Source organism: Shinella sp. GW821-FHT11G07, from assembly GCF_058808115.1.
In genome coordinates this window covers 151,327-164,642 of record NZ_JBXARJ010000005.1, presented here as the reverse complement: position 1 = coordinate 164,642, position 13,316 = coordinate 151,327, and the positions used below count along the sequence as shown (strand labels likewise).

The following is a 13,316-nucleotide window of genomic DNA, read 5'->3' as shown; positions in this document are numbered from 1 at the left end:
CAATTCCGAGCTCAAACCCGCTGCGCACTTTTGCTGGAATTGCTTTTAAAAATCGAACTCGGCAATGACCGGCACGTGGTCCGACGGCCGCTCCCAGCCGCGCGCCTCGCGGATCACCTTGATGTCGGTAAGGTGCGGATCGAGGTCGGCGGAGGACCAGATGTGGTCGAGGCGGCGGCCCTTGTTGGCAGCCTGCCAGTCGGCGGAGCGGTAGCTCCACCACGTATAGAGCTTTTCCTCGGCCGGCACCTTGCGGCGCATCAGATCGACCCAGGCGCCCTTCGTCATCACGTCCGTCAGGCCTTCGGTCTCGATCGGCGTGTGGCTGACGATCTTCAGGAGCTGCTTGTGCGACCAGACGTCGTGCTCCAGCGGTGCGATGTTGAGGTCGCCGACGAGGATCGAGGAAATGCCGGCCTCGGCCTCGGCATGCAGCAGCTTCATCTCTTCGATGAAATCAAGCTTGTGGCCGAATTTCGTGTTGATCGTGCGGTCCGGCTCGTCGCCGCCGGCCGGCACATAGAAATTGTGCAGGCGGATCGACTTGCCCCGGTGATGGAAGAGCACCGAGACGTGGCGCGCATCACCGACACCGCAATAGTCACGCCGCTCGACGATCTCGGTCAGCGGCAGGCGGGAGATGGTGGCAACGCCGTGATAGCCCTTCTGGCCGTGAATGACGATGTGCTCGTAGCCGAGCGCCTTCAATGGCTTGGAGGGGAAGAGGTCGTTCGGGCATTTGGTTTCCTGCAGGCACAGAATGTCCGGCGCGAACGTCTTCAGGAAATGTTCGACGAGCGGCATGCGCAGCCGCACGGAGTTGATGTTCCACGTCGCGATCGAAAGTGCCATGCTCAAACCCTCAAAAACACCCGGCCCGTTCTCACGGGCCGGTCGGGGCGTCTTAGCGCATGCGGATCGAAACGGAAACGGTTTTGGCGCGCTTACTTCGTTCCGCGGTTGCGGATTTCGTCGTAGGGGATCGAGAACACCTTGTCGTCGAGCGGAACGCCGGTCTTCACGTTGAAGATCATCACGGAAGTGTCCTTGCCCTGCGCATCGGTGATCGTCCACTGGCGCAGGTCATAGGTCTTCGGGTCGAACATCATGGTGATGGTCGAATCGCCGAACATGTTGCGGTCGCCCAGCACGATGGTCGTCAGGTCCGCCTCTTCCTTGACGTTGCGCACCATCTTGGCGGACAGGTCGATCTTGTTGCCGAGCAGCAGGTTCAGCGGCGTCTTGGAGAGCGGGTAGATGTCCCAGGTCTTGAGCTTGCGGTTGCCGATGACGACCGACTTGCCGTCGGCGATCACGCGCATCGGCGAGGGGTCTTCATAGTTGAAGCGGATCTTTCCCGGGCGGTCGATGAAGAACTTGCCGCCGGTCTGTTCACCGCGCGGGCCGAACTGCACGAACTCGCCCATCATGGTCTTCACGGACGAAAAATGGTCGGCGATCTTTTGTGCGGTGGCACTTGCCTGCGCCGACGCCTCGACGGGCGAAAGCACCGAAAGGCCGGCGGCAAGCGTGAAGGCCATCAGGCAGGTAAAACCGCGGCGCGTCAGCGTTCCGGTCGCGCGGCCGTTCTCGGATCGGGTCATGTCGGTCTCCTTCATGGGCATGTCATGCGAGCCAAACGCGGCGCCATGATGGCATCGGCCCACATCGCGGGACGTGAGGATTGGAACGCCGTTCGAGGCGCTCCGTTCCCGGTTATCGTCCCGATATTTCGTCTTCCGTCGGCACGAGGATCTCGCGCTTGCCGGCGTGGTTTGCGGGGCCGATCAGCCCCTCCTTCTCCATGCGCTCGATCAGCGAGGCGGCGCGGTTGTAGCCGATGCCGAGACGGCGCTGGATGTAGGATGTCGAGGCCTTGCCGTCACGCAGCACCACGGCCACCGCCTGGTCGTACGGATCGTCCGAATCGTCGAGATTGGCAGTGCCGGCGGGACCATGCCCGTCATCGCCGTCCTCGTCGTCATCGGCAGTGATCGCGTCGAGATATTGCGGCGCGCCCTGCGTCTTCAGGTGCGCCACGACAGCTTCCACCTCGCCGTCCGAGACGAAGGGGCCGTGCACGCGCTGGATGCGCCCGCCGCCGGCCATGTAGAGCATATCGCCCATGCCGAGCAGCTGTTCGGCGCCCTGTTCGCCCAGAATGGTGCGGCTGTCGATCTTCGAGGTCACCTGGAAGGAGATGCGGGTGGGGAAGTTCGCCTTGATCGTGCCGGTGATGACGTCGACCGAAGGACGCTGCGTCGCCATGATGACGTGGATGCCGGCGGCACGCGCCATCTGGGCAAGCCGCTGGACGGCGCCTTCGATGTCCTTGCCGGCGACCATCATCAGGTCGGCCATTTCGTCGATGATGACGACGATATAGGGCATCGGTTGGAGATCGAATTCCTCCGTCTCGTACATCGCTTCGCCGGTCTGGCGGTCGAAACCGGTCTGCACGGTGCGGCTGATCTGCTCGCCCTTGGCCAGCGCCTGCTCGACGCGGCTGTTGAAGCCGTCGATGTTGCGCACGCCGATCTTCGACATCTTCTTGTAGCGCTCCTCCATCTCGCGAACCGTCCATTTGAGGGCGACGACGGCCTTCTTCGGATCGGTGACGACGGGAGAGAGCAGGTGCGGGATGCCGTCATAGACGGAAAGTTCCAGCATCTTCGGGTCGATCATGATCAGCCGGCACTGTTCCGGCCTCAACCGGTAGAGCAGCGACAGGATCATGGTGTTGATGGCGACCGACTTGCCCGAGCCGGTGGTGCCGGCGACGAGCAGGTGGGGCATCTTGGCGATATCGGTAATGACCGGCTCGCCGCCGATCGTCTTGCCGAGCGCCATGGCGAGTTTCGTCTTGCTGGTCTCGAAATCGCGGCTGGCGATGAGTTCGCGAAGATAGACGGTTTCGCGGGTCTGGTTCGGCAGCTCGATGCCGATGGCGTTGCGGCCCGGCACGACGGCGACACGGGCGGCGATCGCGCTCATCGAGCGGGCGATGTCGTCGGCAAGGCCGATGACGCGCGACGACTTGATGCCGGGTGCGGGTTCCAGTTCGTAAAGCGTCACGACCGGGCCGGGGCGGACATGGATGATCTCGCCCTTGACGCCGAAATCCTCCAGCACGCCTTCCAGCATGCGGGCATTCTGCTCCAGCGCGTCGGCGGACAGCGTGGTGTCGCGCACCTGGCCGCGCGGTTCGGCGAGCAGATGGATTGGAGGCAGGGCAAAGCCGTCCGGGCCGACGAAGGAGGTCTGCGCCTCGCGCTCGATGCGCTGGCCGGGTTTCGGGCGAGCGGCGGGCGGTGCCACGCGGGCCGTTGTGGCGGGCGCTGTCTGCCGGGGCGGCGCACGGCGTGGCGCCCAGTCGGCAGCGATGTCGTCGGAATCGTCGTCCGAGAGGATGCCGCTCGGACGGACGAGCGGCTCGTCCATGTCGAAGGGCACATCGTCATCGTCGGTGGCCATCGGGGGGGCGGCGACCACGCGGCGGCCGTCCAGCGAGGGTTCGACGCGCTCGGTGGCGCGGGCCGGCGTGCGGGCCCGTGCCGGTTCGTTCAGCGTGCCGAATTCGTCCTCGTTGAAATCGTAGGGCTGCTCGATGCCGCGCGCCCTGCGGCGCTGGTTGCCGAGGCCGAAGAGGCGGCGCATGCGGGCGTGGCCGGTGTACCAGGCGTGGGTCATCGCGCCGGCGAGAACGGTGAGCGGACCTTCCCGCTCGTCGTCGTCATCCTCGTTGCCCTCGGCAATGGTGCGGGCCCGGCTCGCCGTCGGGACGGGAGCGAAATCCTCCTCGTCGTCGATCGAGACGGAGCCGATCAGGCCCGCGCTGAACACCATCGACCAGGCGGCGGGGATGGCGATGATTCCGCCGAGGATGCTCGCAAACACGCCGGTCGGGTAAGCGCCGGTGAAGAGGGCGGGGAAGCGCAAGATCATGTCGCCGAAGACGCCGCCAAGCCCGGTCGGCAGCGGCCAGGTAACGGGGGCGGGCACGCAGGAGAGGGCGGCGGACGCGAGGATCGCGCCGCCGAGCCACGCGCCGGCGCGCTGCGGCACGCGGTTGAAGCGCCGGCCGCTGATCAGCGCCAGGCCCCAGGCGACGACCGGCAACAGTGCGATCACGCTCGCAAGCCCGAAGAACTGCATGAAAAGGTCGGCGAAGACGGCACCGGAATATCCGAGGATGTTGGCCGGCGTGCCGCCCGAGGCATAGGAGAGGCTGGGGTCCGCGACGTTCCAGGTGGAGAGCGCTGCAATGGCGAGGGCGAGACCGAGGAAGACGCAGAGCCCGAACAGGATCTGCGTCTGTCGCCAGACGAATGCTGACAGAACGAAACGGTCGTGACGGTTATCCAGTCCTGCCGAAATGCTTCTGCTCATGGGGTACAGTCCGTGTTCACGCCAAGGAATATCGCATCATTTCCGCGCGATTCGCGGAGGTGCCTGACTGTGAACCCTACGAAGGAAGCCTTAATGGCGCGTTAACCATGCGCCGCCCGAAGCCATATGGGACCGTGCTTTCGGCGCAGAAACGAAAAGGGCCCGGACTTTGGGTCCGGGCCAAGGGCGGCATAGTTTCCTATGGCCGCGACGGGATCGTGGCGGCGGCTGGCAGGAGCAATTCCGCTTTTCTTCGAGCCGCGAAAATGCTCCTGCCCTTGGTTCTTACGCAGTTCCGGACGCAAAACCGCTGCGCACTTTTGCTGGAGCTGCTTTAGCCGCCGCGAACTTTTTACGAGTGGTAAGCCGCTTCGCCGTGGGACGACAGGTCGAGACCTTCGCGCTCGGCTTCGACGGAGACGCGCAGACCGACGACCATGTCGACGATCTTGTAGAGGATCGCCGAGACGACGCCGCACCAGACGATGGTGATGAGAACGGCGACGATCTGGGTATAGGTCTGGGAGACGATGGAGAAGTCTGCTGCACCGGTGCCGCCGAGGCTCGGTGCGGTGAAGATGCCGGTGCCGACAGCGCCGATGATGCCGCCGATGCCGTGAACGCCGAAGACGTCAGCCGTGTCGTCGAAGCCGAACTTGTTCTTCACCGTGGAGACGAAGAAGTAGCAGACCGGCGAGGCGATGAGGCCAAGCACGATGGCGCCGATCGGACCGACCGAGCCGGCAGCCGGGGTGATGACGACGAGGCCGGCGATCATGCCCGAGGCAGCACCCAGCATCGAGGCCTTGCCGCGGGTGAAGTTCTCCGCCAGGCACCAGGCAACGATCGCGCCGGCGGTTGCGAGGAAGGTGTTGATCGTGGCGAGCACTGCACCGCCCGAAGCTTCGAGGTTGGAGCCGGCATTGAAGCCGAACCAGCCGAACCAGAGCATCGCGGCACCGACGAGCGTGAGCGTCATCGAGTGCGGGGCCATCATGTCCTTGCCGAAGCCGGTACGCTTGCCGACCATGATCGCGCCGATAAGGCCCGCAACACCGGCATTGATGTGAACGACCGTGCCGCCGGCGAAGTCGAGAGCGCCCATGCCGAAGATCAGGCCATTGGCGTCCCAGACCATGTGAGCGATCGGGAAGTAGACGAAGGTTGCCCAGAGCACGGTGAACAGAATCACGGCCGAGAACTTGATGCGCTCCGCGAAGGCGCCGACGATGAGGGCCGGCGTGATGGCGGCGAACGTCATCTGGAAGGCGATGAAGGCATATTCATAGATCACGACGCCATCCGTGAAGGTGGCCGACGTGCTGTCGATCGTGACGCCCGACAGGAAGAGCTTTCCGAAGCCACCGAAATAGGCGCTCGTCGAGCCGCCGAAGGCGAACGAATAGCCATAGACGACCCAGACGATCATCATGACGGCGCCGACGACCGTGCACTGCATCAGCACGGACAGCATGTTCTTGGCGCGCACCAGGCCGCCGTAGAACAGGCCGAGGCCCGGGACGAGCATGAACAGGACGAGGATGGTGGCGAGATACATGAAGGCGGTGTCGGCCTTGTCCGGAACCGGCGCCGCGGCAGCGGCTTCGGTGGCAGCTGGTGCTGCTTCCTGCGCGAAGGCGACAACGGGCGCAAACATGGCCGTCGTGGCGGCAGCCACGCGGGAAAGGGTATGAGAAAACTTGAATGACGACATTGTAAATAGGCTCCCTGAAAGGCCGTTTGCTTAAAGCGCTTCGGAATCGGTTTCGCCGGTGCGGATGCGCACGGCGTGATCGATGGAGTAGACAAAGATCTTGCCGTCGCCGATCTGGCCGGTCTTGGCGGCAACGGTGATCGCTTCGACGGCGGTGTCGACGATATCGCTCGGCACGGCGATCTCGATCTTCAGTTTCGGCAGGAAGCTCACGGCATATTCGGTGCCGCGGTAGATTTCCGTGTGTCCCTTCTGGCGTCCGTAACCCTTCACCTCGGTCACCGTCAGGCCCTGGATGCCAACGGCGGTGAGGGCTTCGCGCACCTCATCGAGTTTGAACGGCTTGATAATGGCCATTACGATTTTCATCTGGTTCCCATCCTTCGTGCTTGTCCCCCAGCCGGGGCCATCTCTCCTTGCCGCGGCAAACGCAACGACTGGGAACTACACATTCAAGGGGCGTGCCAGATTCGAACGGATCGAAAATGATCCGCTAAGGTTATGAATTTAAATCGATAAAAATCGCACCAATGTTGCGGTGCAAAAAATCATCACCGCAAATGGTCAAAAAATAGGCGTTAATAGACTTATGAGTAAAAATTACTCAGTTGCCTTTTTCCGAATCAGCCCTTCCTGGGCGACGGAGGCAATGAGGGTGCCGGAACGGGTGAAAATTGCGCCACGGGTCATGCCGCGGCCGCCAAATGCCGAAGGACTGTCCTGGCTGTAGAGCAGCCAGTCGTCGAGAACGGGCGGCCGGTGGAACCACATGGCATGGTCGAGGCTCGCCACCTGCAGCGAGCGATCGAGCACCGAAGTGCCGTGCGCAAAGAGCGACGTGTCGAGCAGCGTCATGTCGGAGAGATAGGCGAGCACGGCTGCCTGGAGGTGGCGTTCCGCCGGCACCGGCCCGGTGGTGCGCACCCAGATGTTCTGGCTGGGCTCCAGCTTGTCGCGCGAGAAATAGTGGGTGAGCGAGACGGGGCGTAATTCGATCGGTCGCGGGCGCTCCCAATAGGCGCGGATATGCGATGGCGCCTGCGTCATGAACTGCGCCTTCAGGTCCGCCTCGCCGAGCAATTCCTCCGGCGGCGGCACTTTCGGCATGGGGGCCTGGTGCTCAAAACCATCCTCGTCGTCCTGGAAGGACACCGTCATGAAATAGATCGGCTTGCCGTGCTGGATGGCGACGACGCGGCGCGTCGCGAAGGAACCGCCGTCGCGGATGTTTTCGACATCGTACAGAATCGGCACGGCGGGATCGCCCGGCCGCACGAAATAGGCATGCAGTGAATGCACGAAGCGGCCCGGTTCTTCCACGGTTCGCGTCGCCGCCACCAGCGCCTGGCCGATCACCTGCCCGCCGAAGACACGTTGCCAGCCGACCTGCGGGCTCTTGCCGCGAAACAGCCGGATCTCCAGCCGTTCCAGGTCGAGCGTCTCCAGAAGGGCATCCATGGCGGGGTTTTGTGCAGGTTGGCGCGACATTTGGACGTGGCTCCCAAGGGTGGCCCAAGGTAGGAAAGCGGGCCTTCTTCCTCTATATAGAGCAAAAGCAGACCTCAAGCGTCCAGGAGAACGCCATGCCCGAAGCCCCCATGCTCGACGTCCTTGTCGCCGGCGGTGGTTATGTCGGCCTGTCGCTGGCCGTCGCAATCAAGAAAGCCGCGCCGCACCTCGCCGTCGAAGTCGTCGACGGCGCGCCGGAGCATGTCTGGCAGAAGGACGAGCGCGCCTCGGCGATCGTTGCCGCCGCGCGCAACCTGCTTGACGTGCTTGGTGTGTGGAACGAGATCGCGCCGGAAGCTGAACCCATCCGCCGCATGGTCATCACTGATTCGCGCACGGCCGATCCGGTGCGCCCGGTCTTCCTCACCTTCGAGGGAACCGGCTCCGGCGACGATGGCCAGCCCTTCGCCCATATGGTGCCGAACCGCGCCATGACCGGCAGCCTGCTGCGCCAGGCCGAAACCCTCGGCGTGGCCGTGCGCTGGGCGACCTCGGCAGACGGGTTTGCCACCGGCCAGCACGCCACGGCGGTCCGTCTTTCGGACGGCTCCGAACGCCAGACCCGGCTGCTCGTCGCCTGCGATGGCGTGCGCTCGAAGCTGCGCGACATGGCCGGCATCAAGACCGTGCGCTTCGACTACGGCCAGTCCGGCATCGTCACGACGGTCGAGCACGAGCGCCCGCATGATGGCACGGCAGAAGAACACTTTTTGCCCGCCGGCCCCTTCGCGACGCTGCCGCTCACCGGCAACCGTTCCTCGCTCGTCTGGACCGAGCGCACGGAAGACGCGCGCCGCCTCGTCGAAAGCGACGACCTGGTCTTCGAGGAAGAACTGGAGCGCCGCTTCGGCCACAAGCTCGGCAGCCTGAAGGTCGTCGGCGGCCGCCGCGCTTTTCCGCTCGGCCTGACGCTTGCCCGCGCCTTTGTCGCACCGCGTTTTGCGCTTGCCGGCGACGCGGCGCATGGCATTCACCCGATTTCCGGCCAGGGCCTCAACCTTGGCTTCAAGGACGTGGCGGCGCTTGCCGAGACGATCGTCGAGGCCGACCGTCTCGGCCTCGATATCGGCGCGATCTCCGTGCTGGAGCGTTACGAAACCTGGCGCCGCTTCGATACGGTGCGCATGGGCATCACCACGGATGTGCTGAACCGCTTGTTCTCCAACGATGCCACGCCGCTGCGCGTGCTGCGCGATGTCGGCCTCGGTGTCGTCGATCGCCTGCCGGGCCTCAAATCCTTCTTCATCCGCCAGGCGGAAGGCACGTCCGGCGGCGGTCATCCGCGTATGCTGGTCGGCCAGCGGATCTGATTCGCGGTGAACCTCTAAACGCGCATCCCACCCCTCTGCGTCATCCTCGGGCTTGACCCGAGGATCTACAATCTCCAGGCATGCCGTGCTGCGTGGATCCTCGGGTCAAGCCCGAGGATGACGACCGAGGGTGCCGTGCCCCCGGACAACTGCTCGGTACTCCGCCCTCAATCCTTGATTTCGCGTGCCTCGGAAATCAGCATGATCGGGATCCCGTCGCGGATCGGATAGGCGAGCTTTGCCTTTTCCGAAATCAGTTCGCCGGTTGCCGCATTGTAGCTTAGCCGACCCTTGGTCAGCGGGCAGACGAGCAGTTCGAGCAGCTTGGGGTCGACCTGGCTGGTGCTGGCATTCATTGCTGGCGTCCTATTGCAGCATCGTGTCGACATCGCCGTAGCTGCGTGCCAGCACGATCTCGGTGATGGCGATGAGCGTTTCCGCGCGGGTCTTGAGATCAGGCGCCTCCAGCAGGGCCTGTTTCTCCGCCGGCCCGTAGGGCGACATCATCGCCATGGAATTGACGAGCGTCGTGTTGCTGGCGCGCTCCACGCTTTCCCAGTCGGCTTCCAACTTGTTGGCATCGAGATAGGCTTTGAAGGCGGCGAGCAAGGCGTCGCGGTCGACGCTCGTTTCGTCGTCCTGCGCGGTCAGATCGGCGATGAAGGGGGCGATGCGGAAGTTGCGGTAGGATTTGCTGCCGCGCACCTCCTCCAGCAGGCGATAACGGCACACGCCGGTCAGCGAAACGATGTAGCGCCCGTCGCCGGTCTCGGCAAACGAGGTGATCCGGCCAATACAGCCGACCTGGCAGAGCGCCGGCGTTTCGCTTGCGGTGTCATCGGCGCGGTGGTCGCCAAAGACCGGCTGCACCATGCCGATCAGCCGGTGCGTGGCGAGCGCATCGTCAAGCATGGAGAGATAACGCGGCTCGAAGATGTTGAGCGGCAATTGCCCGCCGGGCAGCAGCAGGGCGCCCGTCAGCGGAAAGACGGGGATGGCCTCGGGCAGGTCCGCCGGCTTCAGATAACGCGCATTTCCCACATGCATGGCATTGCCTTCCCATTCCCGGTCGGTCCGCGGCGCGGTGAAAATCTCCCGCCCCTCGTCCTCGCGCCTCCTCCCGAATGTGGGGTAGGTGCGGCATTTCTCAAGGGAGGCCGCACCGTTCCACGGAAAAATGCCTCAGGAAAACAGGATCGCCGACAGCTTGCGACGGGCGGCCATCGTTGCCGGATCCTTCGGTCCCCAGATGTCGAAGAACTGCAAAAGCTCGCGGCGGGCACCGTCGTCGTCGAAGGTGCGGTCGCGCTTCATGATGTGCAGCAGATGGTCGGCCGCCGCCTGGCGGTCGCCCTCGACATTGCGGATTTTCGCAAGATTGAGCCGCGCGGCATGGTTATCGGGGTCGAGCGCCAGCGCCTGTTCAAGGGCAGCCGGGTCGCCGAGCTTGCGCGCTTCTTCGATCTGGTCGAGTTTTTTCAGCACGGCCACGACGGCCGGATCGGCCGCTACGGCGTCCGGCAGGTCGCTGAGTGCCTGGCGGGCACTCTCCGGCTGGCCGACGGCGATCATGCAGTCGGCAATGCCGGCAAGAGCGGCCGCATTTTCCGGATCGGCCTGCAGCAAAGTGCTGTAGAGATCGGCCGCACCGTCGAGATCGCCTGCGTCGAACAACGTCTTCGCTTCGGCGAGCAGTGCCTCGATCTCGGCCTTCTCGTCAGCGCCCGCGGGGCCGGCGATCTTGTCGATGAACTGGCGCACCTGGCTTTCCGGCACGGCGCCCATGAAGCCATCGGCCGGCCGTCCGTTGACGAAGGCGACGACGGCGGGGATCGACTGGATGCCGAGCTGGCCGGGAATGGAGGGATGGTCGTCGATGTTGAGCTTGACGAGCTTCACCCGGCCCGCACTTTCGCGCACGACCTTCTCGATAATCGGCTGGAGTTGTTTGCACGGGCCGCACCAGGGCGCCCAGAAATCGACGAGAACGGGCTGCTGGCGCGAGGCTTCCAGCACGTCGCGCGTGAAATTCGCGGTCGTCGTGTCCTTGATCAGGTCATCCGCCGCCGGTGCCGCGCCGCCATAGTTCGCCGAAACGTTCATCTGCCCGCCATAGGACGATGCATAGGGGTTGTCGCCTGCACTCATGGGTCTCTCCTGTGGCGCGAACCGCGCGCCTTCATTCGTCGTCGCTGCGCCCAAAATCGTATGTCAGGACGTGACTTTCAAGACAAGCGGCTCGTGTCCGGTCGCTTCGATAAAGCGCAACAGATCCTTCGAGCCGATCGAGGTCGTCGCATCGTTGCGCAGCGGATGCCCATTGATCGTGTCGTAGGCCATCAGGTCGGCGTCGATGATGATCTTCACCTTGTTCGCGACATCGTTGATCACGCCGAAAGCGGTGACCGCGCCCGGGATGACGCCGAGATATTCCATCAACTTTTCCGGCCTACCGAAGGAGACGCGGCTTGCCGCACCGATCACGCTGTGGATGGTCTTGAGGTCGACCGTTGCATGCTCCTCGACCGTCATCAGGAAATAATTGTCCTTCTTGTCCTTCACGAAAAGGTTCTTCGTGTGGCCGCCGGGGATTTCGTCGCGCAGCGCCACCGATTCGGCGACGGTGAAGACCGGCGCGTGTTCCTTCGTGCTGTGGGCGATGCCGAGCCCATCGAGAAACTGAAAGAGGTCCTTGTCGGTCTTCGGCTGCGTGTCGGTCATTCTTGTCTTCCCGGCATGAATTGCTCCTGCCCGCTGATAGGGCTTCGGCAGCCCCAGCGCAACCGCCCGGAAAACCGGCGCTTTGAAAGTCGCCACGATTTTTTCTGCAAAATCCGACATTTCTCTGTTGCATTTAAAAAGGCCTTGGGCCATATAGCGCCCGTCGCCGCAACGCAGCAGCGACCTTCGGCCAACCACTACCCCAGGCCGACGATGATGAGCGGGTGTAGCTCAGGGGTAGAGCACAACCTTGCCAAGGTTGGGGTCGGGCGTTCGAATCGCCTCACCCGCTCCAATTCTTCCAGACCTTCAAAGCCTCGGTTCGCCGGGGCTTTTGTGCGTTTGGACAGTCGGAATCTCGGGCGGTGGATGAGGTGAAATGGCGCGCGGTTGCCATCGGGTGACGAGGTGGGACGCACAACCGTAGCGCACGACCCTCGGTAAATCGGCTCCAAGGACCAATTTGACGGCGTCTTGCGTCAATCGAGTGTTTCGCTAGCGCCCAGCTGCGGGAAGCCGTCGCAATTACGGGCGGCGAACCCGCAATTCCTTGGCCGGTAAATCCGCTTGTAGTTGCCTTCGATCGCTCTCAGCCTTTGCTTTTTCTGGTGCTCTCTCATTTGCGGGGAGATGGACTGGCGCATTTCCGCGTGCGAGCGCGATGGTGCGCTTGCCGCGCAGCCGGAGACGCCGAGGCTTATGGCGAGAAGGACGGCCGCAGTGGCTGGCTTGAACTTGGCGTTCGACATGTTTCACTCCAGATTTTCCTGGCGACTGCGCTGTTTGGTGCCTCGTCCCGATTGTTCCAGCGCCACAATTTTGCCCTCGAATGGCACCCTTGCGAACACTTTAACTTAAAATGCCCTTAACCATCCACCCTACATCTTGGCATCCGCTGGATGACTCCAGAATGAAGGCGGCGCTCAGCGGCGGTTCAGGTCACTGGCTCTATCCAATGCAGCGAACGCTGGGTTCGTTTCGAAATCGAGGAAATTCCATGAAAACCGCAGGTCTCTTGCTCGCATCTCTTCTTCTCGCGTCGGCTGCACATGCGGACGACATCTCGCTTGGCGTGCCCGGATATGGCGGAAGTGGCTGCCCGTCCGACAGCGTCTCGGCAACGATCAGCCCCGATGGCAAGGCACTCAGCCTTCTGTTCGACAACTACGTGGTCGAAGCCGGCGGCGATACCGGCAAGAGCTTCGACCGCAAGACCTGCAACGTGGCGATTCCCGTTCATGTGCCGCAGGGTCGCAGCGTCTCGGTTCTCGCCATCGATTATCGCGGCTTCAACCAGCTTCCGCGCGGCGCGCGCTCGCAGTTTAACGTGGAATATTTCTTTGCGGGAACCCGCGGCCCGTCGTTCACGAAGACCTTCAACGGCCCGACGGAGAAGGATTACCTGATCACCAACAAGCTGGTTGCCGATTCGCTGATCTGGTCAGCATGCGGCGAGGATGTGAACCTCAGGACCAACTCCAGCATCCGCGTCAACACCACGCGTAAGCAGGAAGCCATGGCGACGGTGGATACGCAGGACGTCAAAGCCGCCATCGTCTATAGCCTGCAATGGCGCAAGTGCCGCTAACGGATGACTCCCGGGGTAGCGTTTGGCGCTGCCCCCATTCTTCAGGAATTTTGTAGATGCGTATTCCGGCTCGTTTCGCGCTTGT

General features: G+C 63.3%; 13 protein-coding genes and 1 tRNA gene. 3 read left to right on the top strand and 11 right to left on the bottom strand.

Features of this window, described 5'->3' with window-relative positions:
- Positions 1-45 precede the first annotated feature (45 nt).
- The 6 genes from AC1RT2_RS11850 to tesB all read right to left on the bottom strand — a co-directional run bounded on the left by AC1RT2_RS11850 (position 46) and on the right by tesB (position 7,591).
- On the bottom strand, positions 46-852 hold the full coding sequence (locus AC1RT2_RS11850) for an exodeoxyribonuclease III (protein ID WP_069060673.1): 807 nt from the start codon (positions 850-852) through the stop codon (positions 46-48).
- Between the two features lie 92 nt (positions 853-944).
- Complete coding sequence (locus AC1RT2_RS11845) at positions 945-1,619, bottom strand: outer membrane lipoprotein carrier protein LolA (RefSeq protein ID WP_493102061.1); 675 nt, start codon at positions 1,617-1,619, stop codon at positions 945-947.
- Between the two features lie 97 nt (positions 1,620-1,716).
- Positions 1,717-4,389 carry an FtsK/SpoIIIE family DNA translocase gene (locus AC1RT2_RS11840; RefSeq protein WP_493102059.1) on the bottom strand — a complete coding sequence of 891 codons (2,673 nt, stop codon included), beginning with the start codon at positions 4,387-4,389 and terminating at the stop codon, positions 1,717-1,719.
- Between the two features lie 352 nt (positions 4,390-4,741).
- Entirely contained in the window at positions 4,742-6,103 is a 1,362-nt protein-coding gene (locus AC1RT2_RS11835) for an ammonium transporter (RefSeq protein ID WP_069060676.1), read from the bottom strand.
- 30 nt (positions 6,104-6,133) lie between these two features.
- A complete protein-coding gene (locus tag AC1RT2_RS11830) occupies positions 6,134-6,472 on the bottom strand; it encodes a P-II family nitrogen regulator (RefSeq protein WP_444799364.1) in 339 nt (112 codons plus the stop codon).
- A gap of 231 nt (positions 6,473-6,703) precedes the next feature.
- Positions 6,704-7,591, bottom strand: coding sequence for an acyl-CoA thioesterase II (gene tesB / locus AC1RT2_RS11825; protein WP_493102056.1), 888 nt, complete (start codon positions 7,589-7,591; stop codon positions 6,704-6,706).
- 110 nt (positions 7,592-7,701) lie between these two features.
- Between tesB and AC1RT2_RS11820 the strand changes: the two genes are divergently transcribed.
- Positions 7,702-8,922, top strand: coding sequence for a ubiquinone biosynthesis hydroxylase (locus AC1RT2_RS11820; RefSeq protein ID WP_493102364.1), 1,221 nt, complete (start codon positions 7,702-7,704; stop codon positions 8,920-8,922).
- Between the two features lie 167 nt (positions 8,923-9,089).
- Here AC1RT2_RS11820 and AC1RT2_RS11815 read toward each other — a convergent pair whose 3' ends face one another.
- The 4 genes from AC1RT2_RS11815 to AC1RT2_RS11800 all read right to left on the bottom strand — a co-directional run bounded on the left by AC1RT2_RS11815 (position 9,090) and on the right by AC1RT2_RS11800 (position 11,643).
- Positions 9,090-9,278: a Trm112 family protein gene (locus AC1RT2_RS11815; RefSeq protein WP_069060679.1), complete on the bottom strand. Its 189-nt coding sequence runs from the start codon at positions 9,276-9,278 to the stop codon at positions 9,090-9,092.
- Positions 9,279-9,288: 10 nt separating this feature from the next.
- Positions 9,289-9,969, bottom strand: coding sequence for an LON peptidase substrate-binding domain-containing protein (locus tag AC1RT2_RS11810; protein WP_069060680.1), 681 nt, complete (start codon positions 9,967-9,969; stop codon positions 9,289-9,291).
- Between the two features lie 135 nt (positions 9,970-10,104).
- Positions 10,105-11,070 (bottom strand): thioredoxin, encoded by a 966-nt coding sequence (gene trxA / locus AC1RT2_RS11805; RefSeq protein WP_493102053.1) that lies wholly within the window; start codon positions 11,068-11,070, stop codon positions 10,105-10,107.
- Between the two features lie 63 nt (positions 11,071-11,133).
- Complete coding sequence (locus AC1RT2_RS11800) at positions 11,134-11,643, bottom strand: prolyl-tRNA synthetase associated domain-containing protein (RefSeq protein WP_493102051.1); 510 nt, start codon at positions 11,641-11,643, stop codon at positions 11,134-11,136.
- 220 nt (positions 11,644-11,863) lie between these two features.
- Here AC1RT2_RS11800 and AC1RT2_RS11795 point away from each other — a divergent pair.
- Positions 11,864-11,938 (top strand) — tRNA-Gly (locus tag AC1RT2_RS11795).
- Positions 11,939-12,122: 184 nt separating this feature from the next.
- Here the strand turns inward: AC1RT2_RS11795 and AC1RT2_RS11790 are convergent.
- Positions 12,123-12,392, bottom strand: coding sequence for a hypothetical protein (locus AC1RT2_RS11790; protein WP_493102049.1), 270 nt, complete (start codon positions 12,390-12,392; stop codon positions 12,123-12,125).
- Between the two features lie 248 nt (positions 12,393-12,640).
- Here AC1RT2_RS11790 and AC1RT2_RS11785 point away from each other — a divergent pair, with 248 nt between their 5' ends.
- Entirely contained in the window at positions 12,641-13,231 is a 591-nt protein-coding gene (locus AC1RT2_RS11785; protein WP_493102047.1) for a DUF4360 domain-containing protein, read from the top strand.
- Positions 13,232-13,316: the final 85 nt, after the last annotated feature.

Coding starts and splice junctions, on each gene's coding strand:
- AC1RT2_RS11850 (WP_069060673.1), bottom strand. CDS start 852: ATGGCACTTTCGATCGCGACGTGGAACATCAACTCCGTGCGGCTGCGC.
- AC1RT2_RS11845 (WP_493102061.1), bottom strand. CDS start 1,619: ATGAAGGAGACCGACATGACCCGATCCGAGAACGGCCGCGCGACCGGA.
- AC1RT2_RS11840 (WP_493102059.1), bottom strand. CDS start 4,389: ATGAGCAGAAGCATTTCGGCAGGACTGGATAACCGTCACGACCGTTTC.
- AC1RT2_RS11835 (WP_069060676.1), bottom strand. CDS start 6,103: ATGTCGTCATTCAAGTTTTCTCATACCCTTTCCCGCGTGGCTGCCGCC.
- AC1RT2_RS11830 (WP_444799364.1), bottom strand. CDS start 6,472: ATGAAAATCGTAATGGCCATTATCAAGCCGTTCAAACTCGATGAGGTG.
- tesB (WP_493102056.1), bottom strand. CDS start 7,591: ATGTCGCGCCAACCTGCACAAAACCCCGCCATGGATGCCCTTCTGGAG.
- AC1RT2_RS11820 (WP_493102364.1), top strand. CDS start 7,702: ATGCTCGACGTCCTTGTCGCCGGCGGTGGTTATGTCGGCCTGTCGCTG.
- AC1RT2_RS11815 (WP_069060679.1), bottom strand. CDS start 9,278: ATGAATGCCAGCACCAGCCAGGTCGACCCCAAGCTGCTCGAACTGCTC.
- AC1RT2_RS11810 (WP_069060680.1), bottom strand. CDS start 9,969: ATGCATGTGGGAAATGCGCGTTATCTGAAGCCGGCGGACCTGCCCGAG.
- trxA (WP_493102053.1), bottom strand. CDS start 11,070: ATGAGTGCAGGCGACAACCCCTATGCATCGTCCTATGGCGGGCAGATG.
- AC1RT2_RS11800 (WP_493102051.1), bottom strand. CDS start 11,643: ATGACCGACACGCAGCCGAAGACCGACAAGGACCTCTTTCAGTTTCTC.
- AC1RT2_RS11790 (WP_493102049.1), bottom strand. CDS start 12,392: ATGTCGAACGCCAAGTTCAAGCCAGCCACTGCGGCCGTCCTTCTCGCC.
- AC1RT2_RS11785 (WP_493102047.1), top strand. CDS start 12,641: ATGAAAACCGCAGGTCTCTTGCTCGCATCTCTTCTTCTCGCGTCGGCT.